The sequence below is a fragment of the Niallia sp. MER 6 genome (assembly GCF_023714395.1).
Classification (GTDB): Bacteria; Bacillota; Bacilli; order Bacillales; family Cytobacillaceae; genus Niallia.
Map to the genome: position 1 here is coordinate 120,986 of NZ_JAMAUK010000007.1, position 15,109 is coordinate 136,094.

Annotated in this window: 15 protein-coding genes and 1 riboswitch; of the genes, 2 read left to right on the plus strand and 13 right to left on the minus strand. The window is 38.4% G+C overall.

The features are described 5' to 3' along the window. Nucleotides 1-170: 170 nt before the first annotated feature. From M3600_RS11715 to M3600_RS11725, 3 genes are all read right to left on the minus strand, one after another. On the minus strand, nt 171-554 hold the full coding sequence (locus M3600_RS11715) for a ribosomal maturation YjgA family protein (protein ID WP_251646079.1): 384 nt from the start codon (nt 552-554) through the stop codon (nt 171-173). 82 nt (nt 555-636) lie between these two features. Continuing rightward, nucleotides 637-798, minus strand: a complete 162-nt coding sequence (locus M3600_RS11720) for a Fur-regulated basic protein FbpA (protein WP_233313856.1) — start codon at nt 796-798, stop codon at nt 637-639. A gap of 124 nt (nt 799-922) precedes the next feature. Further along, nucleotides 923-1,040: riboswitch (SAM riboswitch) on the minus strand. A 34-nt stretch (nt 1,041-1,074) separates the two neighbouring features. Further along, nucleotides 1,075-2,148, minus strand: coding sequence for an EAL domain-containing protein (locus M3600_RS11725; RefSeq protein ID WP_251646081.1), 1,074 nt, complete (start codon nt 2,146-2,148; stop codon nt 1,075-1,077). A 215-nt stretch (nt 2,149-2,363) separates the two neighbouring features. Between M3600_RS11725 and M3600_RS11730 the strand changes: the two genes are divergently transcribed. Then, nucleotides 2,364-3,860, plus strand: a complete 1,497-nt coding sequence (locus M3600_RS11730; protein WP_251646083.1) for an FAD-dependent oxidoreductase — start codon at nt 2,364-2,366, stop codon at nt 3,858-3,860. A gap of 43 nt (nt 3,861-3,903) precedes the next feature. Here M3600_RS11730 and M3600_RS11735 read toward each other — a convergent pair whose 3' ends face one another. The 6 genes from M3600_RS11735 to M3600_RS11760 all read right to left on the minus strand — a co-directional run bounded on the left by M3600_RS11735 (nt 3,904) and on the right by M3600_RS11760 (nt 10,211). After that, entirely contained in the window at nt 3,904-4,617 is a 714-nt protein-coding gene (locus tag M3600_RS11735; protein ID WP_251646085.1) for an MBL fold metallo-hydrolase, read from the minus strand. Between the two features lie 159 nt (nt 4,618-4,776). Continuing rightward, complete coding sequence (gene htpG / locus M3600_RS11740) at nt 4,777-6,654, minus strand: molecular chaperone HtpG (protein WP_251646093.1); 1,878 nt, start codon at nt 6,652-6,654, stop codon at nt 4,777-4,779. Between the two features lie 160 nt (nt 6,655-6,814). Beyond that, complete coding sequence (locus M3600_RS11745) at nt 6,815-8,377, minus strand: catalase (protein WP_251646095.1); 1,563 nt, start codon at nt 8,375-8,377, stop codon at nt 6,815-6,817. A gap of 95 nt (nt 8,378-8,472) precedes the next feature. Next, nucleotides 8,473-8,886 carry a GNAT family N-acetyltransferase gene (locus M3600_RS11750; protein ID WP_233313862.1) on the minus strand — a complete coding sequence of 138 codons (414 nt, stop codon included), beginning with the start codon at nt 8,884-8,886 and terminating at the stop codon, nt 8,473-8,475. A 226-nt stretch (nt 8,887-9,112) separates the two neighbouring features. Continuing rightward, complete coding sequence (locus M3600_RS11755) at nt 9,113-9,874, minus strand: DUF1129 family protein (protein WP_251646097.1); 762 nt, start codon at nt 9,872-9,874, stop codon at nt 9,113-9,115. 16 nt (nt 9,875-9,890) lie between these two features. After that, the gene (locus tag M3600_RS11760; protein ID WP_237941418.1) at nt 9,891-10,211 is read right to left on the minus strand and encodes a PadR family transcriptional regulator; all 321 of its coding nucleotides are present in this window, start codon (nt 10,209-10,211) and stop codon (nt 9,891-9,893) included. A gap of 195 nt (nt 10,212-10,406) precedes the next feature. Between M3600_RS11760 and M3600_RS11765 the strand changes: the two genes are divergently transcribed. Continuing rightward, nucleotides 10,407-10,913 carry a hypothetical protein gene (locus M3600_RS11765; protein WP_233313865.1) on the plus strand — a complete coding sequence of 169 codons (507 nt, stop codon included), beginning with the start codon at nt 10,407-10,409 and terminating at the stop codon, nt 10,911-10,913. A 37-nt stretch (nt 10,914-10,950) separates the two neighbouring features. Here the strand turns inward: M3600_RS11765 and M3600_RS11770 are convergent, their stop codons facing one another. The 4 genes from M3600_RS11770 to M3600_RS11785 all read right to left on the minus strand — a co-directional run bounded on the left by M3600_RS11770 (nt 10,951) and on the right by M3600_RS11785 (nt 15,045). Continuing rightward, nucleotides 10,951-12,357: an amino acid permease gene (locus M3600_RS11770; protein WP_251646099.1), complete on the minus strand. Its 1,407-nt coding sequence runs from the start codon at nt 12,355-12,357 to the stop codon at nt 10,951-10,953. Nucleotides 12,358-12,755: 398 nt separating this feature from the next. Next, the gene (gene map, locus M3600_RS11775) at nt 12,756-13,499 is read right to left on the minus strand and encodes a type I methionyl aminopeptidase (protein ID WP_233313867.1); all 744 of its coding nucleotides are present in this window, start codon (nt 13,497-13,499) and stop codon (nt 12,756-12,758) included. Between the two features lie 121 nt (nt 13,500-13,620). Continuing rightward, complete coding sequence (locus M3600_RS11780; RefSeq protein ID WP_233313868.1) at nt 13,621-14,043, minus strand: DUF1801 domain-containing protein; 423 nt, start codon at nt 14,041-14,043, stop codon at nt 13,621-13,623. A gap of 18 nt (nt 14,044-14,061) precedes the next feature. Beyond that, on the minus strand, nt 14,062-15,045 hold the full coding sequence (locus M3600_RS11785; protein ID WP_251646130.1) for a Gfo/Idh/MocA family protein: 984 nt from the start codon (nt 15,043-15,045) through the stop codon (nt 14,062-14,064). Between the last annotated feature and the right edge of the window lie 64 nt (nt 15,046-15,109).

Consider the following 15,109-nt stretch of genomic DNA (forward strand, 5'->3'; position numbering starts at 1 on the left):
ATAGAAGTGCTGCTTCTTCTTAGTTTTTTTTAAGAGGGGGGCTACAACCTCTCCGATCTAATATTAAGCGGCATAATGCCTTTGACTGTTAAAAAACTCAATCACTATTATATCGTAAAATAATGAAAACACAAATCAGAAAATAACTGCCAAATTTTTAAAAGAATCAACTAGGCAGCTTGCTTATGCAAAAGATTCCGATCCACCAAATATGCCAGTGCTACTCCGACTGTGTAACGAAGTAAATCAATCCACAGAAAACCCTTGCCAAGGATAAGTCCACCAAGCAATGTATTACGGATTTCAACCAGCCAATCTCCTTGATATAATTGACTAAATTCAATCAGCCAGCAAAATAACAGTGCGAGCAGGATGGAAAATAGATAATGATTTTTCTTAACAAAGAGCCTTAAACCAAAATAAATCATACTAGCCCAGATTACATCACCAAGATGGGATTGGATCACTTGCGGATAAAAGGCTGTATATCTGGAAGATAATCCGATCAATATGCATATTAGGATTGCTGTTATATATTTTGCCATCCTGTTCATTTTTGGGCACCAGCCTTTTTATTAATCCTGTTCCATTCTACTATTTTATAGGCACAAGTTGAAACAGATATGCCTGGCATATTTAACACTGATTGTCACAAGCTGCTTTCTCATACACTTCTTCTAGCTCTGAGACCGATAATTCAAAAAGGTGCAGTGATTCCTTCTTATATATACCGAGTGCAATCAGCTTTTCAATCAGCAAGTCTTTTTCGTCACTATATTGAGCGTTGTCAAACCCCATTATTTCTGCCTCCTGTTACTATTCGATTTTCGCCTTTTATAGGAAGGAAATAAAAAAGTCCTCTTCTTGACAGAAGAGGACTGTATCATTCATACACTAAGTTCGTGCAACCATGCATTTCTTCCTCTTATCTGTAAGACCGAATAATCGCGTCCTTGGAATTGGCACAGTATTCATCTCGTAAGATGAACCCGCTGCCGAGGTTTCATAGGGCCAGTTCCCTCCACCTCTCTGGATAAGTTTTGAAATATAATATTTGGATTTTATTTAATCATATTATGAAGTTAATGTCAATATATTCTCATGTTCCTTTAACGTTTCTATCAGCTCTGTGTCACTCATCGGTTTTTGTGCAGGTTTTGAAAATAAATAACCTTGAAACAGATCATAACCCATTTCCTGTAGAAAGTGAAAGTCTTCCATATGCTCAACACCTTCAGCGAGCGCGAGCGCACCGATTCTTTTGCTGCGAATTAGCACTTCTTGTGCTAACTGTTGCTTCTGTAAATCTTTGCTCACACCATTTACATATTCAATCGCAAGCTTCACAACGTCAGGTTCCATTTTTTCCAATTTGTCTATCTGGTTATAGCCTGTTCCCACATCGTCAAGTGCATACTTAAAACCATGTTTTCGATAATAAGCAAGAATAGACTTTAAATGATCGAGATTTTGCACGTCATCTGTTTCAACTACTTCAAATACTACTTGTGATGGCTTCACACCAAGTTCCTTAATTAAAGCAAATGTACTTGCAAGACAGTGCTCCGGTACATAAATAGCTGTCGGGATAAAGTTAATAAAAACAAGCTTATCTTTTACAACGCCTGCATTGCGGACAGATTGGAGACGGCAAGCTCGATCTAATGAAAATACGCGGTTGCGCAAGCTCGCTGCCTCAAACAGTTTATTAGGAGGGATTATTGCCCCGTATTCATCAAGTCCTCTTGATAACAGCTCATGTCCATAAATTATCGGTTTGCTGTCTTCTATCCGGACAATTGGCTGATAATGTGTGATAACCCTGTTTTCTTCTATAACCTGATCTATCCAAGCAGCCTCCCTTTCTTCTGTGAATAGATGAATTGGTTTTTTTCTGCTCTTATTTTTATCCGGATTCCATATATCAGCTTCCGCAGCTGTTATTCCGTATTCGCCGAGGTGTACAGCTGCGTAATCGACAAAAGAAAAAAAGACTGGTTCTAGTAGCCAGACTGTGCAAGTATTCACAATTTTGAATGCATCAGGCGAGCTGCCCTTTAAATATTTAAGGAGCACGTTCATTGAGTGAGCATCTGGAAAGAAGACACTATAGCCTTTAATACTCGGTTTACAAACATCACAAACCACGATTCATTTCCTCCTGTTCATCTCTTTGTCTAGTCGTTTATCGTTCTAATTTCATCAACTTTAAATAATAAATCTAAAATAGTGCTATTTTACTATAACTTGGAGCAGTATAGCTTTCAAGGAATACGACTTATTTCCTGGCGGGATATTAATGTTTTTTATTTCCTGTTTTGGGAAACATAGAAGGAAAAGACATAGTAAGGAGATGGATGGTTATGGACAAGCATGAATCATTATGGAGGGATACAGTTAAACTTCCTTCCTTTCCTAAGCTCACTAACGATCATGAAACAGAGATTTGTATTGTCGGCGGAGGTATTACTGGTTTAACTGCCGCCTATTTACTTGGAAAAAAAGGACGTCGTGTCACACTGCTGGAAGCTGATAGCTTGATGAGTGGAACAACAGGATACACGACAGCAAAAATTACGGCGCAGCATGGACTTATTTATGATGAATTGACGCAAAACATGGGATTAAAAAAAGCGAAGCTCTATTATGAAGCAAATCATAACGCCATGGAATTTATAAAAACAGCAGCTGAACAATTAAATATCGACTGTGGACTAGAGAAACATGATGCTATCCTTTATGCAGTATCAGATGAATATGAAAATAAGGTAATGAAAGAGCATGCTGCCTACAAAGAAATTGGCATAGATTGTGAACTGCGTGAGTCCATACCTTTTCCAATTGAAGTGAAGGCCGCATTAGTAATGAAAAATCAGTATCAATTCCACCCACTTCTGTTTTTCAAAGAATTACTAGATAAAATGGATAATGTAACAATATTTGAACAGACAACAGCAACAGATGTGGAGGAACAACAGGAGAAAAAAGCAGTAGTTACTAGGGACGGCTACAAGGTACATGCAGATAAGGTAATCAGCGCCTCTCACTTTCCTTTTTATGATGCAAATGGCTTTTATTTTGCCCGTATGTATCCAAAAAGATCTTATGTCGTTGCTGTGGAGGAAGCAGATAAATATCCTGGCGGTATGTACTACAGTGCTGATACTCCTTCAAGATCGCTCCGTCCGGTTTCACATGACGGCAAAAGATTAATTTTAATTAGCGGAGACAGCCATAAAACGGGACAGGATGAAGATACTACTAAGCATTATGAAGCACTTAAAGCGTTTGGACGAGAGGTTCTTAACAGTGAAAAGGTATATTATGAATGGTCGGCACAAGACTTGATTACACTTGATAAGATCCCATATGTAGGACTTATTAAAAAGGGGCATGACTCGATTTTTGTAGCCACAGGCTATCGGAAATGGGGCATTACAAACGGGATAGCAGCAGCTTTGTTGCTTGTTGATATGGTTGAAGGTAAACAAAATCCATACGAGGAGTTGTATGCTCCTTCCCGTTTTTATTCTGACCCATCTTTGCGAAAATTCATCAGCATAAATTTAGATGTTGCAAAGCATCTTATTGGCGGAAAGCTGAAACCTGCCAGCGATGAGGAGGAATTGTCTCCAGATGAAGCATCCATTCTCCGCATAAACGGAAAAAAAATCGGCTGTTATAAAGACACTGATGGCAATGTTCATATGGTTGATACAACCTGCACCCATCTTGGCTGTGAGGTCGCTTGGAATAATGGGGAAAAATCATGGGATTGCCCGTGTCACGGCTCGAGATTCTCTTATGATGGCGAAGTGCTGGAAGGCCCTGCCGATAAACCGCTGCAAAAATATCAATAACATAAAAACAGGACAGGAAAACATGTTTTCCTGTCCTGTTTTTTTACTTACCTATAATTTCTGTTAATTGTTGCAATATTTTTCCTGATACGATACCGCCATGATAGCAGATGACTGTTTCAATATCATAGTTTAAAAGTTTTGCAACAGATGCTAGTGCTTCATCCATATTCAATGTATGCTGAGGTGCTGGTCCTAGTAAGTTGCCGTCCGAACAAGTCAGTGCATCACCAGCAATCAATGTTTTTGTTTGTTTAACATAAAGGCTCACATGGCCAGGTGTATGACCAGGTGTAGCAATGACTTCAATGCCAGGAAATCCCTCTACCTCAGCACCGTCTTCAAGAGTATTTGTCACTTTCGCTGATGGCGGGTTTTCATAAAGCGGCTTCAAAGCATCTGGAATAGCCGCCCATTTTTCTGCTGTCATATTTTCACTGTTCATCTTAATAAGGGGGAGATCTCCTTCTATATAAGGTTTTTCCACTTCGTGAGCAAATACAGACAAATTAGGGTTTACTGTTGTCAATTCAGGCAGACTGCCGATATGGTCTAGGTCTTGATGTGTTAGGATAATTGCTGACAGCCTTTCAATAGGAACATCTAGTTTTGACATTTCATTTTTAAATACAGGAAGCAAGCCTGGCATCCCAGTATCGACTAATATCGCCGTCTTTTCATTCCAAATCAGTGTAGGAAAAATAGTAAAGCCGCCAAGATTAATCTCTAATGCTCTTAAATTCCAATTTACAGTCACTTGTTTTCTCCCCTTTACCGTTATTTTACTATTTCATTATGGTATATTCAGGGAATTCAGTCAAATATAAAATATTTAATCATATCACAAAAATAATATTTTGTCAATATTTAATGCAGTTAAAAACAGCCTGCAAGACAGGCTGCTTTTAACTTTATATTAATCCATGATTTTGCAAATATTATTAGTGAAGTCAACTGGGTCTTCAATTGGAAGTCCTTCAATCAGCAATGCTTGATTATACAGCAGATTCGTATAAAGGCTAAGCTTCTCTTTATCTGCTTCTAACGCTGTTTTTAATGATTGAAAGACAGTGTGGTTCTTGTTAATTTCAAGCACCTTTTCTGCCTGGACGCCTTGGCTGTCAGGCATCAAGTTAAGAACCTTTTCCATTTCAATCGTCAATTCGCCGCTTGTTGATAAACAGACTGGATGAGACTTAAGGCGTGTAGATATTTTAACATCCTTGACCTTACCGCTAAGAGCTTCCTTCATAAAGTCTAACAATGGTTTGTTTTCTTCCTCAGCATCTGCTGTGTCTTTATTATCCTCATCAATCCCAAGATCACTTGCAGAAACGGATTTAAATTCTTTGTCATTAAAAACACGCAGCATCTTGATGGAAAATTCATCAATATCATCTGTGAAGTAAAGTATTTCATAGCCTTTTTCCGCTACTGCTTCTGTTTGTGGAAGCTTGCTTATTCTGTCGATAGAATCTCCCGTTGCATAGTAAATGTATTTTTGCTCCTCTGGCATTCTCGATAGATATTCATCTAAGGATACGAGCTTCTTCTCTGTGGAAGAATAGAACAGCAGTAAATCCTGCAGCATTTCTTTGTTGGCACCAAAGTCACTGTACACGCCATATTTAAGCTGTCTTCCGAATGATTCGAAAAATGCTTCGTATTGTTCTCTCTCATCCTTTAGCAGCGCTTTTAATTGACTTTTAATTTTTTTAGTAATATTTTTTTCGATTTTTTTCAGCTGTCTGTCATGCTGCAGCATTTCTCGTGATATATTCAAGGATAAATCCTCGGAATCTACGAGTCCTTTCACAAAGCTGAAATAATCAGGGAGCAGATCGGCACACTTCTCCATGATTAAGACGCCATTGGAATATAGTTCAAGTCCTTTTTCGTACTCTTTAGAGTAATAGTCAAACGGAGTCTTTTCTGGAATATACAAAATAGCATTATAGCGAATCGATCCATCTACACTTACATGCAGATGTGACAAAGGCTTGTCAAAACCATAACGTTTGTCCTCATAGAAACGCTGGTAATCCTCGTCTGTAAGCTCACTTTTGTTTTTTCTCCAAATTGGCACAATGCTGTTGATAGTTTGCTCTTCGACAAACTCATCGAACTCATCCTCTGTTCCTTCTTTTGGAGCAGATGTAGTCACATCCATTTTTATTGGATAGCGGATAAAGTCTGAATATTTTTTGATGATTTGCTTTAAACGGTAATCTTCTAAAAATTCGTCGTATTGGTCATCTTCACTGTTTTCCTTCAATGATAAGACAATTTCCGTTCCAACCTGTTCTTTTGCCGTTTCCTCGATTGTGTAGCCATCCGCACCCTTTGATTGCCACTTGTAGGCAGTGTCACTGTCAAGGGATTTTGATGTAACTGTGACAACATCTGCTACCATAAACGCCGCATAAAAACCTACTCCAAATTGGCCGATAATATCATGGCCGTCTTTCAGCTCATTTGCATTTTTAAAGGCCAGAGAACCGCTTTTAGCAATTGTTCCTAAGTTATTCTCCAATTCTTCCTTCGTCATCCCGATGCCTGTATCCGTAATCGTCAATGTCCGATTTTGCTTATCTGCTTTTATCTTTATATAATAATCTTCTTTATGGAAGGTAATGGCTTCATCTGACAATGCTCTGTAATAGATTTTATCAATTGCATCACTGGCATTGGAAATCAGCTCTCTTAAGAAAACCTCTCTTTGTGAGTAGATAGAGTTAATCATCATTTCGAGCAGCCTTTTCGATTCGGCTTTGAATTCTTTTGTTTCGACCATTAAATAATAGCTCCTTTCAAAAGTAAGAATAATATGTAGTCCAGTTTAGCACTTTAAGCTTCAGAGTGCTAACGATTATTTAATACCATATATTTGGGATTATGTCAACAAAACAACACATTGAAAAAGCCTGCTGTCATAAACACAGCAGGCAATGATATTAATAAGGATCAGAAGGATGTGACACATCTTCTGCTGTTTGCACAGCATCTTCCATTTGATCAACTCTTGTTTCTGTTATTTTTTGGATTGCTTCTGCAATCCGTTTTCCGTAATCTTCATCACACTTTGTACACATGTCGATCATTTTCTCTTGAATTTCTGTACGGCAAGCTGCAAGTGCGGAGGATAAGTTGCTTATAAGCTCATCTCTTTCAAACTCCGTAAATCTTCGGTAAGTTTCGCCAGCTTGTCCAAAGTTATTTTCACGAGAGATTTTTTCCCTTTTTACATTGCCTTCCACATATGGTTCATGCTCTTTGCCTGGATTTTCTGCTTCTTTTAAGCCGCCGATTACAGAAGGCTCATAATTAATATGCGGATTTTGGTGTTTGCCGAATTCTGTTCGGAAGTCCATTTGTCCGCCTTCTTGATTAGTAGCAACATGTTTTTTCGGTCTGTTGATAGGTAATTGCAGATAATTTGTTCCCACTCTGTGTCGCTGTGTATCGGAGTAAGAGAAAGTTCTGCCTTGCAGGAGCTTATCATCGGAAAAGTCCATTCCGTCGACGATTACGCCTGTTCCAAAAGCCGATTGTTCCACTTCTGTGAAGTAGTTCTCTGGATTTTTGTTCAAGACCATTTTGCCGACTGGAAGCCAAGGGTAGTCCTCTTTATACCAAAGCTTTGTAGGATCAAGCGGATCAAAATCCAATTCTGGGTGCTCTCCATCCTCCATGATTTGCACATAAAGCTCCCATTCAGGATAATCGCCTTTTTCAATTGCTTCATATAAATCCTGTGTTGCATGGCTGTAATTTTTCGCTTGGACTTCATCTGCTTCTTTTTGCGTTAAGTTTCTGATACCTTGTTTAGGCTCCCAATGATATTTTACAAGCACAGCTTTGCCTTCTGCATTCACCCATTTATAAGCATGCACTCCAGAGCCTTGCATTTGCCGGTAATTGGCAGGAATACCCCATGGTGAAAATACAAAGGTAATCATATGCATCGATTCTGGTGTCAATGCAAGGAAGTCAAACATTCTTTCAGGATCAGACAATCCTGAAACAGGATCTGGTCGGAAGGAATGAACCATATCTGGGAATTTAAGCGGATCGCGGATAAAGAAAATCTTTAAATTATTCCCGACTAAATCCCAGTTGCCATCTTCTGTATAAAACTTAATGGCAAACCCACGTGGATCTCTCAATGTCTCTGGAGAATGGACTCCATGAACTACAGTGGAAAAACGGATAAACAGCGGTGTCTGCTTGCCTTTTTCTTGGAAAATCTTTGCACGTGTGTATTTAGAAATAGGTTCATCACCAACAGTGCCGTATGACTCAAAATAACCATGTGCACCAGCACCTCTTGCATGAACAACCCTTTCAGGGATTTTTTCGCGGTCAAAATGCGTAATCTTTTCTAAAAAATCATAGTTCTCCAATGTGGTTGGCCCTCGGTTGCCAACGGTTCTTACATTTTGGTTGTCTGTTACAGGATGACCTTGGCGATTTGTTAACAAGTCTTCGCCAGTCGGTTCATTCATCTTCTCTTCCATCCATTTCAACTCCTTAATATGTATAACCCTATCGTTACCAATTTAAGGATTGATATGCATAATTTAGTTAAACTTTACAATATTTTCATATGATTTTAAATTAACATCGTCATTCCAGGCGCATCTGTATCTCGTTCTTGAAAGCCTAATTTTTTATAAAAAGAATGCTTGCCTTTTGCCGAAAAAAGCTGAACAGTTTGAATCCCGCTGTCCTTACATTTTTGTAAAAGCTCTTCTATGACTTTTTTGCCCAAACCTTGTCCTTGCATATCAGGACTTACCATCACATCACATATAAGTGCCTGATATACTCCGTCTGAAATCATTCTGCCGAAAGCTGTCAATGTATTATTATGATAAATCGCTGTATAAAACCAGCTGCCTTTCGCTGCTTCAAATAATTGTTCTCGTGTATAATTTCCTTTTTTATTTTGAAGCAGTCCGCTGTCTTCATGGAGCTGTGCAAACTGTTCAAATGTCGGAAGTTCATTGGATATATGGAATTCCATCGTTATTCTCCTTAGTACGTTTCTTTATATAATATTTATACAATATTATTAATAAATATTCAATTGTTGTTTTTAAAAAAAACACCTTTTTAAAGGTGTTTACAGTTTAATTTTTTCTCGGGATAAAAAAGGAATATTATTACTATCCGCTTTATTGGCGGAAGCAGTGTCAAGTCGCTTCACTGCTAGATCGTCTTACCTATCCATCTCATTTTACAGTTTAAATTTATGCTGTCTTTGCTTTTTCTTTTCTGCTTTTTAGAAAGACAATCAGAAAATACGTTACAGCAAGCAAAACAAATATAATGGATGAATATAATGCTTTTTCCTCCACTGAAAGGGGAAAAAACTCGACAGCAAATGTTGGAACATAGACGACTAATGGGATGAATGGTGCCCATGATTTAGACCACCATGCAAACGATGCCAGGAAAACGAACGCAACTGCAGCTATTCCCAGCTTCCCAAGCAAACTGTCGATGATAAGGACAGGTGTGCCTTTATTACCGAAATACAATATGAAGAAAAAGGCTGCGGTAGACAGTACATTGAGTACGAATATACCAATGGCCATTCTTTTTGACAATGCTTTCGAACGGGATGCAAAGGTTTTAAAGGTTAAAACATATAACAGAAGCATAAAAGCAACGACAATTGGCTGACCGATAATGACTGTTAACGTATAACTTAACTCACCTAATAAGGCATCACCAATAACCTGGTAGGAGATGATGCTTAAAAAAAGCAACGGAATATACTTAAGCCACTCCCCATAATCTGTTTTCATCTCCTGTGCAAGGCTTTCCATATAGCTTTTCGGGGAAGCACCTGTGATTTCAGATATGTCTTTGCCATCCTTTTCTGCTTCTAATAAATGATCTGTCAGTTCCTCTACTATTTCTTTTATTTCCTCATCCTTTTTACCGCTTGTCATAAGGTATAAGTGAAGGTTATCAATAAATTCCTGACTTTTTGCCGACAGTTCCACTTTTTTATGTCCTCCTTTATGTTTTTTTTAATAGTTCGTTGACACTGTTGGAAAGCAGCAGCCACCTTTCTTCAAATTGCTGTAATTGGTGGTGTCCTTCCTCTGTCAATGTATAATACTTTCGTTTAGGACCTGATGGGGATGCTTTTGTTTCTACATGGACGAGCTTTTCTTTTTTCATACGCAACAGTACTGGATAAATACTGCCTTCGCTTATCATAGTAAAGCCATACGCTTCGAGCTTTTCAATCATTTCATATCCGTATACTTCTCCTTTTGAAATGACTGCCAATAAGCACCCTTCCAGCACTCCTTTAAGCATTTGACTTGAAGACATCTGTTTCTTTCCCTTCACGTAACCTTAATCGCTATTTTGCATTGCAATATAGCTTATATTTAGAGGATATCATACACTATTTTGCTTTACAAGATAGTTCTGGTAATTATTTTCCTAAATTAGAATAAATGGGCTTTTCTGCTATACATAGTGGACTTCCACTCTTTCATAAATTGAGGTAAAGGAGGTTATTAAGTGAAAAAAGTTATTTTTTGCACCATTTTACCCATTATCTTCGTTTTATCTGCATGCTTTAATGATCCAATTCAAGATGATCTAATGAATTATGTGAACAGTGAAATGACAACAGCATTTGAGCTTGAAGCAACAGCTGTTAGTGCATATGACCAAGTATCTGGCATTAACTATACGGATGACGTGACAATGTATGATGCGTTAGTGATTACTGTCATCCCCACTTATAATGAATTCATTAAAGAATTGAATTCCGTTCCGATTGATACAGAGGAGTTACGAGCTGTTCATGAAAAATATATAGAAGGAGCAGATCTTCAGTATAATGCGTTCGTGAAAATTGTAAGGGCCCTTGAAACCCAAGACCCATTATTAATAGAAGAAGCGAATGGCATGCTGGAGGAAGCTCGGTCTTTACTTCGTGAATATCAAAATGAAATTGATAAACTTGCAGAGGAACATAATGTCGAGTGGGAGGAAAAGGATAATCCTTCTTCTTCTCTATAAAAAAAGGCGAAGCAGCTTAATAGCTGCTTCGCTCTTTTTATTTATCAGACAAACTCTGATTGCGGGGTACTTTTGCATAAAACAAGATTCCGCTAGCAAGGAGAATGATTCCGAACATAAATGTCTTAATATCTGCTGTCCCGGCAATTATTACCCAAATAGAGTAAACAGAGGCAAGCAAACCGATGATCATGTCTGTAACTCGTCCTTTTCTTTGACCATATGTTTCTCCAGTGAAAGTAAGTTTCACTTGGAACAACGAGGCAATTAAATATGGAACAAGATATGCTAGTGTCGCAATGTAAATGACAAAATCAAATGCTTGTGAAATGCTGTTAGACACGGTCGAAAATATAAATAGCTGTCCAAGGATATTTGTCAGCACTAAGGAAAACACAGGAATGCCCTGTTTGTTTTCTTTCTTAAAAGGTGTCAGAAAGATACCTTGCTTTGCAGCTTGGTATGGTATCTCTGCACTTAGCATGACCCAACCGATTGTTGAACCGAACAAGCTGATCAATCCAATAGCTGCTAGAACTTTTCCGCCAATTGGTCCAAGCACGACCTCGATAGCATCAATCAATGGTTTCTGCGAGGAAATAAGTGCTTCCTGATCTAACAGTCCCATAACCAATGTGCTTATCCCAATGTAAATCGCAAGTGCAAGCAACAATCCTAAAATCGTAGCACGCTTCACATCTATTTTCCTTTTCGCTCTGCCTGCAAACACGACCGCAGATTCAACACCGAGAAATGCCCACAGTGTAGTTACAGCTGCATTATTAACTTGCCCAAGTAGACCTACTGAATTGCCGGCAGCATCTGTTTTTGCTTCTGCAAATGGCAATATATTGCTTGATTCAAAAGCAAACAGTGCAATAATAATGAACAGCAAGAAACCGACCACTTTCGCTGCAGTCGCAAGGAAATTCAGTTTCCCTGCATTTTCAAGCCCACGCAAAATAATAAAATGTGTTCCCCATAATAAAAGCGTACAAACTGCGAATGTAAATGCATTGCCGACTTTTAACGTAAAGGATCCTGCTGTAAAGAGAACAGCTTCACTCGTTAAAATAGGGAAAAACGTGGATAAATAACCAGCAAATGTCGTGATGATTGCAACATTTCCTGCAAGATTACCAATCCAGTATCCCCATGACGACATAAAACCGGAAAGCAAGGATAGATTTGAACCTTCTTTAAACAGCTGCTTTGCATATATTTGCGGCCCGCCAGTCAGCTCTGGCTTCCTGATTGCTAAATTCCCAAAGACAAGGGCTGTGACTAATACTCCTAAACCAGTTAAAACCCATGCAAGTATAACCCCAGCTGGGCTTGCTACCTCTGCTAATGTGCGAGGAAGCATAAAAATTCCAGAACCGACCATATTGCCGACAACAAGTGATGTCAATATGGCTAGTCCGAGCTTATTACCATTGCTCATGATGTAAGTGTTCTCTCCTTTAAAAGTTAATTGTCTAGTTGAAGTTGGGAGATTACTTATAGCTTGTATAAGCTGTGAATACAGCTGATGTTTGACGATAAACGCATAAAAAAAACACCTGTTATAGTTTGGTGTAGACTAATTTAAAAACCAGCCGATTCAATAGTAATATCCGAAAAGCAGCACTAATGGCTGTATTAATACGACAGCCATTTCCCCCATAAATCAAAATACGTCGGGCGGTATATATATACAATACGGGAAGGTTACTAGTGATGTCAACCATAAAGTTTACTCTGCTAAAGTACTAAAATATTCTGAAAAAAACAGTTGAAAAAAGTTGTTTACACACAAAAAAATACAGCCAGCAGAAATGAAAAATCTGCTGGCTGTACTATTTATAGTGTTGTAATAATTGGCTTATCTTTTGTAATGATTACTGTATGCTCATACTGTGCTACGAAGCTTTTGTTTTTCGTTGAGAAAGTCCAGCCATCGGATTTTTCATATACTTCTTCAGCACTTGTCGAAATAAATGGTTCAAATGCAATAACCATTCCTTCTTTCAAAAGGTCATTATCCCATGCATCAAAATAGTTGAGAATATGCTCAGGCTCCTCATGCAGAGATGTACCGATTCCATGGCCAGTAAGGTTTTTGATTACTGTAAATCCATGTTTTTTAGCGGTATTATAAACAAATTTTCCGATTCTGTTCTTTTTGCCGCCTGGTTTAAAGCATTTTAGTCCTTCTTCAAAAGCTTCCTTCGCAACTTCACACAGCTTCACTAAGTTTGGATCACCATTGCCGACAACAAAAGATTTGCCTGTATCAGCAAAATAGCCGTTTTTGCTGGCAGAAACGTCAATATTTACTAAGTCGCCTTCTTGAATAATGCGGCTGCCTGGAATGCCGTGAGCTACTTCATCATTTACAGAAATGCATGTATATCCTGGAAAATCATACATATCCTGTGGTGCAGATACAGCACCATGTTCAGCAAATAGCTTTCCTGCAAGCTCATCCAGTTCCTTTGTTGTAATGCCAGGAACAGTTTTTCTATATAATTCTTCCCTAATTAAGCTTACTATTTTTCCAATTTCCTTTAGACCATTGATGTCTTGTTCATTTTTAACAATCATATACTTACTCCTCTTTGTTTCTTCTAACGCATTTTATTCCATTTAAACGTTATTATTATAGTTTAACAAATTTTTTTAGTAAAATATATCCCCTAATAAGGATTAGGTTTCTATCCTGCTGTTACTTCTCTGGATACGTTTCTTTCAAAAAATCAACAGAAGCAATAATCAGCTCTTGTAAAACAGCTATATCAATGTCTGCAATTTTGTTTATGTAGACACATGCCTTGCCAGTTGTATGTTTGCCAAACCGCTCTAACATTTCAGCCCGCTTTGATTCTCCAGGCGCAAAATAAAGGCTCGTTTTGGCCTTGCGAGGTGAGAATCCTACTAACGGTGCATCCCCTTCGTGACCTGAAGCGTATTTATAATGATACGACCCAAAGCCAATGATGCTTGGTCCCCACATCTTGGCTGGAAAACCAGTTGTTTCAGTAAAGATATCCAGCAATTTATAGGCATCCTCTTTTTTCTTCGGATTTTCCACAGTTTCAATAAATTCAATAACACTGTTATCTGTTTCTTTTGTCTTCAATTCATACACTTTTTAAGAAGCTCCTTTCTAGTCAGTCGTTACCGTATCGACACCCATTTGTCTTCTTGCATCATCTAGAATTTCCATCACAGCCATCGTGTTCGTCCATGTATTGCGTGGTGATTCGAGACACTCAGACTTGATTAGATCAATAAACTCCTCGATTTCATAGTACATTGGATCAAATTGCTCCTGTTCGCTTATATCCTCTGCTACCCCACTTGAAAAAAGGATTTCTGCTTTTTTAGGACTAGAAATATGATGAACAAGGATTGTTCCGTCCTCGCCTTGAATTTCTGTCGGCAACGTAGATTCTGAAATACAAGAAAACATAACATTCGCTTTAAAATTACTGTAGTGAAGGGTAATTTGCCCATTTCCGTCCACACCCGAATCTAGCACGTTACCGCTTGCATCCACCGCTTTTGGAACACCAAATAAATCTACGATTGGGGCTATTGTGTATACACCTAAATCCATTAGAGATCCGCCAGCAAGCTTAGGGTTGAAAAGATTCGGCAGCTCTCCCTGTTTATATTGCTCATAAAAAGGCGATAATCTGCAATTCGTGGAGAAATACGATTGAATCTTACCGATTTTATGTAGATTTTCCTTCACCGCAAGAAAATTTGGCATGAGCGTTGATTTCATTGCTTCCATTAGCGTAACCCCATTATCCTTTGCAGCTGTAATCATTATTTCTGCTTCCAGCTTATTTGCAGCAAATGGTTTTTCGCAAAGCACATGCTTGCTGTTGTTCATAAACAGCACTGCTTGCTCACAATGAAGGCTGTTCGGTGTTGCAATATATACTGCGTCAATCTCACTAGATTGCGCCATCTCCTCTAAACTATTGAATGCATTTTCTATTTGATGCTTCCAAGCAAACTCTTTTGCTTTTTTTTCTGTCCGTGAGTAAACAGCCGTTACTGTAAAATCTGCATGCTGTCTACCTGCTTTAATGAATCTCTCCGTTATCCAATTAGACCCAACAATTCCAAAACGTATCATTTTGTCACCGCTTTCTATTTTATTATTTATAGAATAGCAGACTGCCAGACAAAAGCATATGCTG

Coding starts and splice junctions, on each gene's coding strand:
- M3600_RS11745 (WP_251646095.1), bottom strand. CDS start 8,377: ATGGAAGAGAAGATGAATGAACCGACTGGCGAAGACTTGTTAACAAAT.
- map (WP_233313867.1), bottom strand. CDS start 13,499: ATGATTGTTAAAAATGAACAAGACATCAATGGTCTAAAGGAAATTGGA.
- M3600_RS11770 (WP_251646099.1), bottom strand. CDS start 12,357: ATGAGCAATGGTAATAAGCTCGGACTAGCCATATTGACATCACTTGTT.
- M3600_RS11715 (WP_251646079.1), bottom strand. CDS start 554: ATGAACAGGATGGCAAAATATATAACAGCAATCCTAATATGCATATTG.
- M3600_RS11785 (WP_251646130.1), bottom strand. CDS start 15,045: ATGATACGTTTTGGAATTGTTGGGTCTAATTGGATAACGGAGAGATTC.
- M3600_RS11750 (WP_233313862.1), bottom strand. CDS start 8,886: ATGGAATTCCATATATCCAATGAACTTCCGACATTTGAACAGTTTGCA.
- htpG (WP_251646093.1), bottom strand. CDS start 6,654: ATGGTCGAAACAAAAGAATTCAAAGCCGAATCGAAAAGGCTGCTCGAA.
- M3600_RS11760 (WP_237941418.1), bottom strand. CDS start 10,211: ATGTCTTCAAGTCAAATGCTTAAAGGAGTGCTGGAAGGGTGCTTATTG.
- M3600_RS11720 (WP_233313856.1), bottom strand. CDS start 798: ATGGGGTTTGACAACGCTCAATATAGTGACGAAAAAGACTTGCTGATT.
- M3600_RS11730 (WP_251646083.1), top strand. CDS start 2,364: ATGGACAAGCATGAATCATTATGGAGGGATACAGTTAAACTTCCTTCC.